Raw genomic sequence first — 13,758 nt, 5'->3', positions numbered from 1 at the left:
ACGCGGCGATCGTTTATGACAATATCCTACCTTGCCACCGGCAAATCTGCGTACCGCGTCGTATACGCCGGTGACAGCATCTCACGCTTCATCGCCCAGGATTTCTCAATCCCCTGCCCGGCAAACCATATCTTCCCTTTGCCGGAATGGTTTACGCTGTCGATTATCTCCATCAGCGCTGCGCTATTGGCACACAGGCGGTTATCATCAAACAAATTCAGCTGGGCGACGCCGCTGCTGAAAAAATCCGCCAGCATCACCCCCGCTTTCATATAGCGATACCCGTCAAGCCATATACGCCCCAGCGCCTCCGTAGCAGCACGGATGATATCGCGCGTGTCATTGGTGGGTGTCATCAGGGTGACTGAGGCCTGGTTGCCGTAATAAATTTCGTTGTCCGCATGCGGGCTGGTGCGCACAAATACGCTGATAAAGCGGCAATACTGATGCTCGCCGCGCAGTTTTTCGGCGGCACGCTCCGCGTAGGCACAAATGGCCTGGTGCATCTCTTCGTATTGCGTAATACGGTGTCCAAACGAACGACTACAGATAATTTGCTGCTTCGTCGGGGTAAACTCTTCCAGATCAAGACAAGGCTCACCGCGAAGCTCGCGCGCCGTGCGTTCCATTACCACGTTAAAATGTTTGCGAATGACCCAGGAGGATGCTTCCGCCAACTCCAGCGCCGTGGTAATCCCCATGGCGTTGAGTTTTTTCGTGATGCGTCGCCCGACACCCCACACTTCCTCTACCGGCACCTTCGCCAGCAGTTTTCTCTGCCGTTCGCGATCCGATAGATCGACCACGCCGCCGGTGGCAGACCACCGCTTCGCCGCATAGTTGGCCAGCTTCGCCAGCGTTTTGGTCGGGGCAATACCGACCCCAACGGTCAGCCCCGTATTTTTAGCGACCTGGTTGCGCATCTGATGGCCAAAAGCCTCCAGCGACATGCAGCGGCTGACGCCCGACACGTTCACGAAGGCTTCATCAATCGAGTAGATCTCAATTGCCGGAGCAAGATCGGTCAGCGTTTGCATCACCCGGCTGCTGAGATCGGCATACAGCGCATAGTTCGAGCTAAAAACATACACCCGCGCCGGATAACCCTTCTCCTTGAATTTAAAGTAGGGCTCACCCATTTTTATGCCGAACTGTTTGGCCTCCCGCGACAGCGAAATAATGCAGCCGTCGTTGTTCGAGACCACCACGATGGGTTTGCCCTCCAGATCGGGGCGAAACACCCTCTCGCAGGAGGCATAAAAGCTATTCACATCAACCAGTGCGAACATGTTTATACGTTTTGAGGGTGTGAGTGACAACGCCGAAGATTTGTAGCTCCTCTTCTGACTGGAAGGTAATCGGCTGATAGCGGGCATTATGCGGCAGCAACCTCAAAACCGGACGGGTCTGTAGCTCTTTCACCGTAAACTCACCGGCAACCGACGCCACGACGATATCCCCATGTTCGGCATTTAACGAACGATCGACCACCAGCAGATCGCCGTCGCCGATCCCAGCCCCAATCATCGAGTCACCACTCACTTTTATAAAGTAGGTCGCACTGGGGTGCCTGACCGCCAGCCGGTTAAGATCGAGACGATCCTCCACATAATCCTGCGCCGGGCTGGGGAAGCCGCAGGCGACGCGCTCCAGAAAGAGAGGTAATTCAATGACTTGATTAGAGTGATAAGAAAAGAGAGTGCCCATAAATGCTTTCCTGCCGTAATACTGTATATAAATACAGTATTACGGATTATGGGCCAGGATCAAGATGCTTTCCGGCGGTGAAGCCGAACGTATTGAAGTTTGAACGGATTTAGTTCAACGATCGGCCTACCAGCGTATTCAGCGTTTCCAGAGCGTCAGGCGGCAGTTGCAGTTCTCCTGCTGCGAGATTTTGCCGCAGATGCGCCACGGAAGAGGTGCCGGGGATCAGCAGAATATTCGGGGAACGTTGCAGCAGCCATGCCAGCGCAACCTGCATCGCGGTTGCGCCAAGGGAATCCGCGACGGCCTGCAGATCGCTGGATTGCAGTGGCGTAAAGCCGCCCAATGGGAAAAACGGCACATAGGCAATCCCCTGCTGCGCCAGTAAATCCACCAGCGCATCGTCGCCGCGGTTCACTATGTTGTACATGTTCTGCACGCAGACAACAGGCACCATCTTCTGCGCTTCCGCAACCTGAGTGGCCGTGACATTGCTCAGACCAATGTGGCGTACCAGCCCTTGCTGCTGTAACTCTGCGAGGGTGGAAAGCGGTTCAGCAATCGATCCTTCTGCCGGGCCGTGAGCGCTAAACATGATCCGCAGATTCACCACATCCAGTACATCCACCTGCAGATTACGCAGGTTATCATGCACCGCCTGAGTCAGCTCCTGCGCGGAAAAGGCCGGCAGCCAGGCACCTTTATCGTTGCGGCGGGCCCCGATCTTGGTGACGATAGTGAGATCGTCCCGGTACGGATGAAGCGCCTCGCGGATCAGCTGATTGGTCACATGGGGACCATAAAAATCGCTGGTATCGATATGATTCACCCCCGCCGCCACGGCTTCGCGTAACACCTCCAGCGCGGCATTTTTATCTTTCGGAGGGCCAAATACGCCCGGTCCGGCAAGCTGCATCGCGCCGTACCCCAGTCGTTTAACCGTCCGCGTACCGAGCGCGTACGTCCCGCTTTTATCAATGCTGCTCATGTTGACCTTCCTCATAAAAATGATCCGGATTTACAACAGGTTCCTGACCGGAGCCCTTCGTTAAGCGCGAGTTAAATTAAAGTTTAAATTCTATACGACGATAGTATTGGTGTACCTCTGCCTCTTCTCTAACGGACGACCGCTATGCTGAAAAATCTGCACGTGATTACCGGTATTATCTTTGCCCTCACCATATTCTGTCTGCTGCAAGTTGTCACGGGAGGGTTGTTCTACTCCGCCGTCAGCAACGATCGCCATAACTTCCAGAACTCCGGCGTGCTCAATGCCCAGCAGGAAAATCTGAGCGACAGCGTAAACACGCTGGTAAAAACGCGCGTCACCGTGACCCGCGTGGCGATCCGCTACCTGAAAAACCAGCGCGATCCGGCTTCCCTTGCCGCGATCAACAAACTGCTTGATACCGCAAGTAACTCGCTGGCTAAAGCAGAAACCTATAACAAAGCGTGGCAGAAACTGCCGCAGGTTAACGGCCAGAATGCGGCGTTAACTGACGAGATGCAAAAATCCTGGAATCAGATGCATGAGGTCATGCGTTTGTCGATTCAGTATCTTCGCGCCGACAACTACCAGGCCTATGGCGATCTGGATGCTCAGCAGGCACAGGATGATATGGAAGCGGTCTACAACCGCTGGCGCGCCGAAAACAACACGCTGCTGAAAGCGGCAACCGAAGAGAACCAAAGCAGCTTTACGCAAATGCAGTGGACGCTGGCAGTCATTTTCCTGGCCGTTATCGCCGTGCTGGTGGTCATCTGGCAGGGGTTACAACACCTGCTGTTAAAACCACTCAACACCATTATGAACCATATTCGCGCCATTGCGGGGGGCGACCTGACGCAGAATATCGCGCTCTCTGGCCGCAATGAAATGGGTCAACTGGCCGCAGGCCTGCATGAGATGCAACAATCTCTGGTGACTACCGTCAGCGCCGTGCGCGGCAGTACCGACTCCATCTACACCGGCGCAGGTGAAATTGCCGCAGGCAGCAACGATCTTTCCGCTCGCACCGAAGAGCAGGCCGCCTCGCTCGAAGAGACGGCCGCCAGCATGGAAGAGCTGACCGCGACGGTTAAACAGAACTCCGATAACGCCCGTCAGGCTACGTTACTGGCGAAGAATGCCTCTGAAACCGCAGCACGTGGTGGCCACGTCGTGGATAACGTGGTTCGCACCATGACCGAAATTGCCGACAGTTCCCAGCAGATTGCCCACATTACTGGCGTGATTGACAGCATCGCGTTCCAGACCAATATTCTGGCGCTTAACGCCGCGGTAGAAGCCGCACGCGCCGGGGAACAGGGGCGTGGTTTTGCGGTCGTCGCAGGCGAAGTCCGTACGCTGGCGAGCCGCAGTGCACAGGCGGCGAAAGAGATCAAAGGGCTTATCGAGAACTCCGTCAACCAGGTGAATACCGGTTCTGAGCAGGTTAGCGAAGCGGGCGCGACCATGAAGGAGATTGTCGCCGCCGTGACCCGCGTAACCGATATCATGGGTGAGATTTCGTCGGCCTCCGATGAGCAGAGCCGCGGTATTGAACAGGTGAGCCTGGCCGTTTCGCAAATGGACAGCGTGACGCAGCAAAACGCCGCGCTGGTGCAGCAGTCCGCTACGGCGGCGGCGGCACTGGAAGATCAGTCCGAACAGCTGCGTCAGGCTGTGGCCGCGTTTCGTCTGAACGGAAAAGAACACGCGGTCGCCTCACGTCCGGCAAATGTGAAAACGCCGCAGCTACTGCGTCCGGCAACGGCTAACGCCACGCCTGACAGTCACTGGGAAACCTTCTGAGTCACAGGCGGGCGATCGCCTCGCCCGCGAAAACCGCCTTAACGGCTGCGCTTGGCGTGCCGTTCCCAGTTCTCCTGTTTCGCTTCATCGGATTTCCGCAGTGAAACGTAACATGCCCCGCTGCCGCCGTGATGCGGCAGCGCCACGCAGAAAGCCTGCACTTCCTCGAACTCAGTTAACCAGCGTGCCAGATAGCTGCGCACCACATTGGGATGCGAATTCTGTTCGCGCCCTTTCCCGTGAATGATGATCAGGTTACGTAATCCGTCACGACGGGCCTGACTGATAAAGGAATACAGCATCTGTCGGCAGCGTTCGGCGGGCTGACGCAACAGGTTTAAGCTGGCCTGTCGGTCGTATTTCCCCGAACGCAGCTTCTCTATAACGCCCTGCTGTACCCCTTCGCGCTGGAACGCCAGCGGTTCTTCAAGGGGCAGGAGTTCCAGAAACCCCAGCGTCAGAAAGTTGTCCAGCTGTTCAGTATCCATCTCCTGCCGCGCCCGTGCGTTTCTCATCGGCTGCCAGTGGATATCCGAGCAGCGCTTCATGGGCTGGACATCCTCCATGGCGTCAAGAAAAAGTGATTTGTCGTCAGGGTTCATGGGGATCCTCCGGCTACTTCTGAGGGAGGTACTATACCTGTGCCAGACATGTGTCTCAATAACCGTCAGCGGCCCACTCACGGCATATATATTTACCCGGCGAATATATAATAAGGGTGATACGCACTTAAACCAGACTTAACTAAAACTTCAGTGAAGGTAAAATAAGTGATTTACGTTAAAAATTCGTGAAATCAATCACTCGTCAACCTGTCTTTTTTCGGAAAAGGTGTTATAACTAAATAAACCTGCCCCATGGAAATAATACTCAGGACTGGCAAAAGGACGTACTGCTGTGTGTACTGTAGGGTCTGTCTGATGTCGGGCAGACTCTGTTTTTTTATTTTGAATTTTCCGCTGCATCTATTTTTCTCGCTTCCCTTCTGAATTGCGTAATTAAGGATTCGGCAAGAGGTGTCTGACGTGAATCACGTCGCTGAATTAAATAATACGCGGCTTTTGGAAGCGATTCGACAACCGGCAGAATGACGAGACGGTGCGCCAGAAGCGGGTCAGAGCCCAACTCCTGCGGCAGGATACTTAAAAAATCACTTTGCGCAACCAGGCTTATACAGGACGAAAATGTTTCACACACCACCCCAATTCGCGGTATTTGCGAGCGGTGGCGAAATAGATCTTCTAATTGCTTATAATAGCTTCCCCGCGGCGTCGGCATTGTCCAGTTATAATGCAAAAGTTCATTAATGGATGTTGCCCCTGTCGCCGGATGCCCTTCCCGGCAAAATACCGCAAACGGTTTTTCAAACAACTTTTCGAACGTAAATTCATGGTCGTAAGGCCCCTGATAATAGGTGTTAATGGTGAAATCCAGCTCACCCTGGCGTAATTCATTGATCATCGACACCAGCTGCCCTTCCATAATCCGCACCTTGACCTGGGGGTGTTGTGCATGAAAGCGCGTAATAACGGCGGGCATCAGGCTGCGTGAAACGCTGGCGCCCATCCCGATATTGATCTGCCCGGCCAGTTCCCCCTGCCGCTGGCGAATATCATCCTGCGCCGCACGCAACTCTTCCAGAATCAGTCTGGCGCGCTGGTAGAAGCCCTCGCCACACTCGGTCAAGGCAACACCTTTACTCCGGCGCACAAAAAGCTGTGCCGCCATACCTTCTTCCAGCTCTTTGATCGATTTGGTCAGCGCTGGCTGCGAAAGATTCAGCGTCCTGCTGGCACCGCGAATACTGCCCTGACGCGCGACTTCAACAAACGCCCGGATTTGATGAAATTTAATCTGAAATGTCATAGCCCGACCGATAACCGTTGTTTATCAGAGTAAAGAAACTGTCATCTACTTTAATGGAAAGGGATGTGCGAGGGTAATTCCTGAACGGTTAAAACTGTGAAAAATCGGTTAGTGATAAGTAAAAACTATCACAGCGTGAAGCAGTTCACATTTTTTAATGATGACGGGAAGAGATATGGACACACTGGCGCAGTACATCCAGACATTAACGCCGCAGCTGAGCGCGTGGCGTCGCGATTTTCACCATTTTGCGGAATCCGGCTGGGTAGAGTTTAGAACTGCAGCGAAAGTCGCTGAAATTCTTGATTCGCTGGGGTACGAACTGGCGATGGGGCGTGATGTGGTGGATGCCGAAAGCCGAATGGGATTGCCCGATGACGCAACGCTGGCGCGAGAATTTGCCCGAGCACGTGCGCAAGGCGCACCCGAAAAATGGCTGGCTCCGTTTGAAGGCGGATTTACCGGCATTGTGGCGACCCTTAAGACCGGCCGCCCGGGGCCAACCCTGGCGTTTCGCGTAGACATGGATGCCCTTGATTTAAGCGAAGCGCAGGACAACAGCCATCGCCCGTTCCGCGACGGTTTTGCCTCCTGCAACCCGGGAATGATGCACGCCTGCGCGCATGACGGCCATACCACCATTGGTCTGGGACTGGCGCAGGTGCTTAAGCAGAATGAAGCGCAGCTCAGCGGCACCATCAGGCTCATCTTTCAGCCTGCCGAAGAAGGGACGCGCGGCGCACGCGCTATGGTTGCCGCCGGGGCGCTGGATGGCGTGGACTATTTTACTGCCATCCATATCGGTACCGGCGTGCCTGCCGGAACGGCGATCTGCGGCAGCGATAACTTTATGGCGACCACCAAGTTCGACGTGAGTTTTACGGGCGTTGCCGCACACGCAGGCGGAAAACCGGAGGACGGGCGAAACGCCCTGCTCGCCGCCGCGCAGGCCGCTCTCGCCTTACACAGCATCGCACCGCACAGTGAAGGGGCTTCCCGCGTCAACGTCGGGGTCATGCAGGCCGGAAGCGGCCGCAACGTGGTGCCCGCGAATGCGCTCATCAAAGTGGAAACCCGCGGGGAAAGCGAAGCCATAAATCAGTATGTCTTTGAACGCGCGCAGGCCGTCATTACCGGGGCGGCCGCACTCTACGGCGTGAAGGCGGAGATGCGTCTGATGGGGGCCGCCACCTCCAGCGCGCCCACACCGGCCTGGGTTGATTATCTGCGCGAACAGGCGAGCCAGGTTTCCGGCATTGATCGCGCTATCGATAAGGTCAAAGCCCCCGCCGGCTCCGAAGACGCCACGCTGATGATGACCCGCGTGCAGCAAAACGGCGGCATGGCGTCGTATATGGTATTCGGCACGGATTTGAGCGCCGGCCATCACAACGAAAAATTCGACTTCGATGAACAGGTTATGGCTATCGCCATCGAAACGCTGGCGCGTACTGCGCTCAATTTTCCGTGGACGCGAGGTGTGTAATGCAGGAGAACTACGCTTTTATTGCCGATGCCATCGATACGCGATGTCAGACGCTAACCGATATAGCCGATGCCATCTGGGATCACCCTGAAACCCGCTTTGAAGAATTTTGGTCCGCCGAACGACTCGCTGGGGCGCTGGAAGCCGAAGGCTTTACGTTGACTCGCGAGGCGGGCGGTATTCCAAACGCTTTTATTGCGAGCTACGGCAGTGGGAAACCGGTTATCGCCCTGCTCGGTGAATACGATGCGCTGGCCGGGCTAAGCCAGCAGGCGCATTGTGCAACCGCGCAATCCGCCACGCCGGGAGCGAATGGTCACGGCTGCGGGCATAACCTCCTCGGCACCGCGGCGCTGGCCGGTGCGGTGGCGGTAAAAAGCTGGCTTGAACAGCATGGCGGTAGCGGAACGGTGCGTTTTTACGGCTGCCCCGGGGAAGAAGGCGGCTCCGGCAAAACCTTTATGGTGCGGGAAGGACTGTTTGATGACGTCGATGCCGCCGTCACCTGGCACCCGGAAGCCTTTGCCGGCATGTTTAACGTCAGCACCCTGGCCAATATTCAGGCCGCCTGGCGTTTTCACGGCGTGGCGGCGCATGCGGCCAACTCCCCTCATCTGGGGCGCAGCGCGCTGGATGCCGTGACGCTGATGACGACCGGCACCAACTTCCTTAATGAACACATCATTGAGAAAGCGCGTGTCCATTACGCCATCACCGATACCGGCGGGATTTCGCCCAACGTGGTGCAGGCCCAGGCCGAAGTGCTGTACCTGATCCGCGCCCCGGAAATGGCCGATGCGCAGCAGATCTACGAACGCATTGAGAAAATCGCCCAGGGCGCGGCAATGATGACCGAAACCACCGTGGAGTGTCGCTTTGATAAAGCCTGCTCCAGCTACCTGCCAAACCGCACGCTTGAGGCGGCAATGTATCGGGCGTTACAACACTACGGCACGCCGGCGTGGACTGCTGAAGAGCGCGACTTTGCCCGTGAGATCCGCGCTACGCTCACGCCCAACGACCTGCAGAACAGCCTCAAAAATATAGCCGCCACGGGCGGAGACGCCGGTAAAGCCTTTGCCCGCCGTCATCAGGAGACACTCCTGGTGGATGAGATTGCGCCCTATGCCATTACCGACAACGTGCTGGCGGGTTCAACGGATGTGGGTGACGTCAGCTGGAAAATGCCGGTCGCCCAGTGCTTCAGCCCCTGCTTTACCGTGGGGACGCCGCTGCATACCTGGCAACTGGTGGCACAGGGGCGAACCTCCATTGCTCACAAAGGCATGCTGCTGGCCGGGAAAGTCATGGGCGCCACGGCACTGAATCTGCTGCAGGATGCAGCCCTGCTAAAAAAATGTCGTGAAGAGTTCGAACAACAAATACAAGAAAAACCGTACGTGTGTCCGATCCCACAGGGCGTGACACCGTCACCTTTAAAATAAAAAAACACAACACAACACAACACAACAACACAACACTCTCGAGGAACGCCCATGAGTATGTCATCCATACCTTCGCATTCCCCATCCGGTAAGCTCTATGGCTGGGTTGAAAGGATCGGCAATAAAGTGCCACACCCTTTCCTGCTGTTTATCTATCTGATTGTCATTTTGATGGTTGCCACCGCCGTGCTCTCCGCCTTTGACGTGAGCGTGCGAAGTCCGGCCGATGGCAGCCTGGTGGCGGTGAAAAACCTGCTCAGCGTTGACGGGCTGCACTGGTTTTTACCTAACGTCATAAAAAACTTCAGCGGCTTCGCCCCGCTGGGCGCCATTCTGGCACTGGTATTAGGGGCCGGGCTGGCAGAGCGCGTGGGTTTGCTGCCTGCATTGATGGTAAAAATGGCATCCCACGTCAGCGCACGTTACGCCAGCTATATGGTGCTGTTTATCGCCTTCTTCAGCCATATCTCCTCCGACGCCGCGCTGGTGATCATGCCGCCAATGGGGGCGTTGATCTTCCTCGCCGTCGGGCGGCACCCGGTGGCGGGCCTGCTGTCGGCAATTGCGGGTGTCGGCTGCGGATTTACCGCCAACCTGCTGATTGTCACCACCGACGTATTGCTCTCGGGCATCAGCACGGAGGCGGCGAAAACCATTGACGCAGCAATGCACGTCAGCGTAATTGACAACTGGTACTTTATGGCCAGCTCAGTGATTGTTCTGACGATTGTCGGCGGGCTGATTACCGACAAGATCATCGAGCCGCGTCTGGGCAAATGGGAAGGCCGTAGCGATGAAACGCTGGAGACGCTGAGCAAAGAGCAGAAATTCGGCCTGCGCGTGGCCGGTATTGTCTCGCTGATATTCATCGCCATGGTCGCGCTGATGGTAGTGCCGGAAAACGGTATTCTGCGCGATCCGGTTAAACATACCGTCCTGCCCTCGCCGTTTATACAGGGTATTGTGCCGCTGATCATTCTCTTCTTCTTTGTCGTTTCGCTCGCTTATGGTATCGCCACCGGCAAAATTCGCCGTCAGGGCGATCTGCCGCAGCTGATGATCGAACCGATGAAAGAGATGGCGGGTTTTATCGTCATGGTGTTCCCGCTGGCGCAGTTTGTGGCGATGTTTAACTGGAGCAACATGGGCAAGTTTATGGCCGTGGGCCTGACCGACGCGCTGGAAGCTGCCGGATTAAGCGGCGTACCGGCGTTTGTCGGCCTGGCGCTATTGTCGTCCCTGCTGTGCATGTTCATCGCCAGCGGCTCCGCCATCTGGTCGATTCTGGCCCCGATCTTCGTGCCGATGTTTATGATGCTGGGCTTCCATCCGGCGTTTGCGCAGATCCTGTTCCGCATCGCCGATTCGTCAGTGATCCCGCTTGCACCGGTTTCGCCGTTTGTCCCGCTGTTTTTAGGCTTTCTGCAGCGCTATAAACCCGAGGCAAAACTGGGTACCTACTATTCGCTGGTTTTGCCCTACCCGCTTATCTTTTTAGGGGTATGGCTGGTGATGCTGGTGGCATGGTATCTTGTCGGCCTGCCGATTGGGCCGGGGATCTACCCGAGGCTGAACTAAAGGAATGAGGATGCTGAGATTACTCGAAGATAAAATTGCGACGCCGCTTGGGCCGCTGTGGGTGATCGCGGACGAGCAGTCTTGTCTGCGCGCCGTTGAATGGGAAGAGCACAGCGACCGCATGGAAGAGCTGCTGAACATTCATTATCGGGCGCAAGGTTTTGAACGTATCCGCGCCACCAATCCGGGTGGGCTGAGCGATAAGCTTGCGGCGTACTTCGAGGGCGATCTCAGCATCATCGATACACTCCCCACCGCCACGGCTGGCACCCCTTTCCAGCGTGAAGTGTGGCAGGCGCTGCGGGCCATTCCCTGCGGGCAGGTCATGCATTACGGCCAGCTCGCGGAGCAGCTGGGCCGCGCAGGCGCCGCGCGTGCGGTGGGGGCCGCCAATGGCTCTAATCCCGTTAGCATTGTCGTTCCCTGCCATCGCGTCATCGGACGCAACGGTACCCTGACCGGCTATGCCGGTGGCGTGCAGCGCAAGGAGTGGTTGCTGCGTCACGAAGGATATCTTCTGCTGTAGATCCCAGGCTTTTTGTGCTTAATTTTCTACCGGTTAGGCTAAAAATCCATAATCAAGCTGTGGAATTTCAAGAAGATGGCGACACATTGCCGTCTCTTGTCCTTATTGATGGTTTGTCAGGCTTACGTACTTACCAAAAAGATGTTAAAATTGACCAATATCAATTAAGGCTTGAGCAAACCTATGATCCCGGAAAAGCGAATTATACGACGCATTCAGTCTGGCGGTTGTGCTATCCATTGCCAGGATTGCAGCATCAGCCAGCTCTGTATCCCGTTTACCCTGAATGAGCATGAACTCGATCAGCTTGATAATATCATCGAGCGCAAAAAGCCTATTCAGAAAGGGCAGACGCTGTTTAAAGCCGGAGACGAACTGAAATCGCTCTATGCTATCCGCTCTGGCACCATCAAGAGCTATACCATCACCGAACAGGGTGATGAGCAGATCACCGGCTTCCATCTGGCGGGTGACCTGGTGGGCTTTGATGCCATCGGCACAGGCCATCATCCGAGCTTTGCTCAGGCGCTTGAAACCTCTATGGTCTGCGAAATCCCGTTTGAAACGCTGGACGACCTGTCCGGTAAGATGCCTAACCTGCGTCAGCAGATGATGCGTCTGATGAGCGGTGAGATCAAAGGCGATCAGGACATGATTCTGCTGCTTTCTAAAAAGAATGCAGAAGAGCGCCTGGCCGCGTTTATCTACAACCTCTCCCGCCGCTTCGCCGAACGGGGTTTCTCGCCGCGCGAATTCCGTCTGACCATGACCCGTGGTGATATCGGTAACTACCTGGGCCTGACCGTGGAAACCATCAGCCGTCTGCTGGGTCGTTTCCAGAAAAGCGGGATGCTGGCCGTTAAGGGTAAATACATCACTATCGAAAACGGTGAAGCACTGGCAGTGCTTGCCGGTCATGCCCGCAACGTGGCATAACTCTCCGCATGTTGATCACCAGACTGATAAATTCACATGATTTATTAGTCTGGTATAATCACTTCCGCTTTAAGCCGTCTTCACCGTAGCACATCCCCACACAGCGCCTGAAAGGTTGTCGTTGAGGTTATGAATTGAGAGAAAGTTTGTTTTTCGTTTCAGTCGTGATTGCCTCAGTGACCTTTATCTTCATCTGGATCATGCTTGTCGGCCCAATGAAGGGGGAGGAAAAAACCTACGTGCAGGACTCCACGACGTTTGCAATAGCGGTGATGGTGCTGCTGTTTATTGCGTTTATCGCGGTGACAACCACGGTGCTTTTCCTCTGATAAATTTTCATGAATTATTGATCTGACAAAAGCTCTCCTCTGTTTCATTCAGGATATATAGGTTACTCTTTTACTTACAGACTGTGGTGACAGTAGTAAGGAGACCTGTATGGCCAAGTATCAAAACATGCTGGTAGCTATCGATCCTAATCAGGACGATCAGCCGGCATTACGACGTGCTGTGTATCTACATCAACGGATTGGCGGCAAAATCAAAGCGTTTTTGCCGATCTATGACTTCTCGTATGAGATGACCACCCTTCTGTCGCCTGACGAGCGCACCGCTATGCGTCAGGGCGTCATCAGTCAGCGTACCGCGTGGATCCGTGAACAGGCGAAGTATTACCTTGAAGCGGGGGTTCCTATTGATATCAAAGTGGTCTGGCATAACCGACCTTTTGAAGCCATTATCCAGGAAGTCGTTGCCGGTGGACACGACCTGCTGCTGAAGATGGCGCACCAGCACGACAAGCTGGAATCCGTGATCTTCACCCCAACCGACTGGCACTTGCTGCGTAAATGCCCTTGCCAGGTCTGGATGGTGAAAGACCAGCCGTGGCCGGAGGGCGGGAAAGCCGTAGTGGCGGTAAACCTCGCCAGCGAAGAGGATTATCATAATTCACTCAACGAGAAGCTGGTGAAGGAAACCATCCAGCTCGCTGACCAGGTCAATCACACTGAAGTGCATCTGGTGGGCGCCTATCCAGTCACCCCAATCAATATCGCCATTGAGTTGCCTGAATTTGACCCCAGCGTCTATAACGACGCCATTCGCGGCCAGCATTTGCTGGCCATGAAAGCGCTGCGCCAGAAGTTCAGCATTGATGAGAACATGACGCACGTAGAGAAAGGGCTGCCTGAAGAGGTGATCCCGGATTTAGCAGAACATTTGCAGGCCGGGATTGTGGTCCTGGGGACCATTGGCCGGACCGGTATTTCTGCCGCGTTCCTCGGCAATACCGCCGAACAGGTGATCGACCATCTGCGCTGTGACCTGCTGGTCATTAAGCCAGATGAGTTCCAGACGCCGATTGAGCTGGACGATCCGGAAGACGATTAACAGAACCCCGTCAGCCCGCCGCTCCGGCGGG

At 55.3% G+C, this 13,758-nt stretch carries 13 protein-coding genes; 8 read left to right on the top strand and 5 right to left on the bottom strand.

The genetic code is table 11. The annotated features are described in order from the left end of the window. Window positions 1-26: 26 nt before the first annotated feature. From umuC to AAER43_RS10260, 3 genes are all read right to left on the bottom strand, one after another. Window positions 27-1,289 carry a translesion error-prone DNA polymerase V subunit UmuC gene (umuC, locus tag AAER43_RS10270; protein WP_014883614.1) on the bottom strand — a complete coding sequence of 421 codons (1,263 nt, stop codon included), beginning with the start codon at window positions 1,287-1,289 and terminating at the stop codon, window positions 27-29. Beyond that, on the bottom strand, window positions 1,273-1,707 hold the full coding sequence (gene umuD, locus AAER43_RS10265; RefSeq protein ID WP_014883613.1) for a translesion error-prone DNA polymerase V autoproteolytic subunit: 435 nt from the start codon (window positions 1,705-1,707) through the stop codon (window positions 1,273-1,275). Before umuD ends, umuC begins: the two co-directional genes overlap by 17 nt. A gap of 109 nt (window positions 1,708-1,816) precedes the next feature. After that, window positions 1,817-2,695: an aldo/keto reductase family oxidoreductase gene (locus tag AAER43_RS10260; RefSeq protein WP_023337208.1), complete on the bottom strand. Its 879-nt coding sequence runs from the start codon at window positions 2,693-2,695 to the stop codon at window positions 1,817-1,819. A gap of 144 nt (window positions 2,696-2,839) precedes the next feature. Here AAER43_RS10260 and AAER43_RS10255 point away from each other — a divergent pair, with 144 nt between their 5' ends. Next, window positions 2,840-4,501 (top strand): methyl-accepting chemotaxis protein, encoded by a 1,662-nt coding sequence (locus AAER43_RS10255; RefSeq protein WP_050862536.1) that lies wholly within the window; start codon window positions 2,840-2,842, stop codon window positions 4,499-4,501. A gap of 38 nt (window positions 4,502-4,539) precedes the next feature. Here AAER43_RS10255 and smrA read toward each other — a convergent pair whose 3' ends face one another. Continuing rightward, entirely contained in the window at window positions 4,540-5,103 is a 564-nt protein-coding gene (gene smrA, locus AAER43_RS10250; RefSeq protein WP_014883610.1) for a DNA endonuclease SmrA, read from the bottom strand. A gap of 340 nt (window positions 5,104-5,443) precedes the next feature. After that, window positions 5,444-6,367: a LysR family transcriptional regulator gene (locus AAER43_RS10245; RefSeq protein ID WP_014883609.1), complete on the bottom strand. Its 924-nt coding sequence runs from the start codon at window positions 6,365-6,367 to the stop codon at window positions 5,444-5,446. A gap of 175 nt (window positions 6,368-6,542) precedes the next feature. On the opposite strand from AAER43_RS10245, the gene AAER43_RS10240 reads away from it, so the two are divergent. The 7 genes from AAER43_RS10240 to uspE all read left to right on the top strand — a co-directional run bounded on the left by AAER43_RS10240 (window position 6,543) and on the right by uspE (window position 13,727). Continuing rightward, on the top strand, window positions 6,543-7,853 hold the full coding sequence (locus tag AAER43_RS10240) for a M20 family metallo-hydrolase (RefSeq protein ID WP_050862537.1): 1,311 nt from the start codon (window positions 6,543-6,545) through the stop codon (window positions 7,851-7,853). Next, window positions 7,853-9,298 (top strand): M20 family metallopeptidase, encoded by a 1,446-nt coding sequence (locus AAER43_RS10235; protein WP_023337204.1) that lies wholly within the window; start codon window positions 7,853-7,855, stop codon window positions 9,296-9,298. The genes AAER43_RS10240 and AAER43_RS10235 overlap by 1 nt, the downstream gene beginning before the upstream one ends. 51 nt (window positions 9,299-9,349) lie before the next feature. Next, a complete protein-coding gene (abgT, locus tag AAER43_RS10230; RefSeq protein WP_023330270.1) occupies window positions 9,350-10,876 on the top strand; it encodes a p-aminobenzoyl-glutamate transporter in 1,527 nt (508 codons plus the stop codon). A 10-nt stretch (window positions 10,877-10,886) separates the two neighbouring features. After that, window positions 10,887-11,402, top strand: coding sequence for a methylated-DNA--[protein]-cysteine S-methyltransferase (gene ogt, locus AAER43_RS10225; protein ID WP_014883605.1), 516 nt, complete (start codon window positions 10,887-10,889; stop codon window positions 11,400-11,402). A gap of 183 nt (window positions 11,403-11,585) precedes the next feature. Beyond that, window positions 11,586-12,338, top strand: a complete 753-nt coding sequence (fnr, locus tag AAER43_RS10220) for a fumarate/nitrate reduction transcriptional regulator Fnr (protein WP_006174991.1) — start codon at window positions 11,586-11,588, stop codon at window positions 12,336-12,338. Window positions 12,339-12,484: 146 nt separating this feature from the next. Further along, window positions 12,485-12,667 carry a hypothetical protein gene (locus tag AAER43_RS10215; RefSeq protein WP_014883604.1) on the top strand — a complete coding sequence of 61 codons (183 nt, stop codon included), beginning with the start codon at window positions 12,485-12,487 and terminating at the stop codon, window positions 12,665-12,667. A gap of 109 nt (window positions 12,668-12,776) precedes the next feature. After that, a complete protein-coding gene (gene uspE, locus AAER43_RS10210) occupies window positions 12,777-13,727 on the top strand; it encodes a universal stress protein UspE (protein ID WP_050862538.1) in 951 nt (316 codons plus the stop codon). Window positions 13,728-13,758: the final 31 nt, after the last annotated feature.

It is taken from the genome of Enterobacter sp. FUJ80071 (assembly GCF_038739915.1).
Classification (GTDB): Bacteria; Pseudomonadota; Gammaproteobacteria; order Enterobacterales; family Enterobacteriaceae; genus Enterobacter; species Enterobacter kobei.
Note: the sequence above shows the minus strand (reverse complement) of the source record. Positions and strands in the feature narration are given on the sequence as shown.

Excerpts from the sequence above, each read along its gene's own strand:
- umuC (WP_014883614.1), bottom strand. The coding sequence starts at position 1,289 with ATGTTCGCACTGGTTGATGTGAATAGCTTTTATGCCTCCTGCGAGAGG.
- umuD (WP_014883613.1), bottom strand. The coding sequence starts at position 1,707 with ATGGGCACTCTCTTTTCTTATCACTCTAATCAAGTCATTGAATTACCT.
- AAER43_RS10260 (WP_023337208.1), bottom strand. The coding sequence starts at position 2,695 with ATGAGCAGCATTGATAAAAGCGGGACGTACGCGCTCGGTACGCGGACG.
- AAER43_RS10255 (WP_050862536.1), top strand. The coding sequence starts at position 2,840 with ATGCTGAAAAATCTGCACGTGATTACCGGTATTATCTTTGCCCTCACC.
- smrA (WP_014883610.1), bottom strand. The coding sequence starts at position 5,103 with ATGAACCCTGACGACAAATCACTTTTTCTTGACGCCATGGAGGATGTC.
- AAER43_RS10245 (WP_014883609.1), bottom strand. The coding sequence starts at position 6,367 with ATGACATTTCAGATTAAATTTCATCAAATCCGGGCGTTTGTTGAAGTC.
- AAER43_RS10240 (WP_050862537.1), top strand. The coding sequence starts at position 6,543 with ATGGACACACTGGCGCAGTACATCCAGACATTAACGCCGCAGCTGAGC.
- AAER43_RS10235 (WP_023337204.1), top strand. The coding sequence starts at position 7,853 with ATGCAGGAGAACTACGCTTTTATTGCCGATGCCATCGATACGCGATGT.
- abgT (WP_023330270.1), top strand. The coding sequence starts at position 9,350 with ATGAGTATGTCATCCATACCTTCGCATTCCCCATCCGGTAAGCTCTAT.
- ogt (WP_014883605.1), top strand. The coding sequence starts at position 10,887 with ATGCTGAGATTACTCGAAGATAAAATTGCGACGCCGCTTGGGCCGCTG.
- fnr (WP_006174991.1), top strand. The coding sequence starts at position 11,586 with ATGATCCCGGAAAAGCGAATTATACGACGCATTCAGTCTGGCGGTTGT.
- uspE (WP_050862538.1), top strand. The coding sequence starts at position 12,777 with ATGGCCAAGTATCAAAACATGCTGGTAGCTATCGATCCTAATCAGGAC.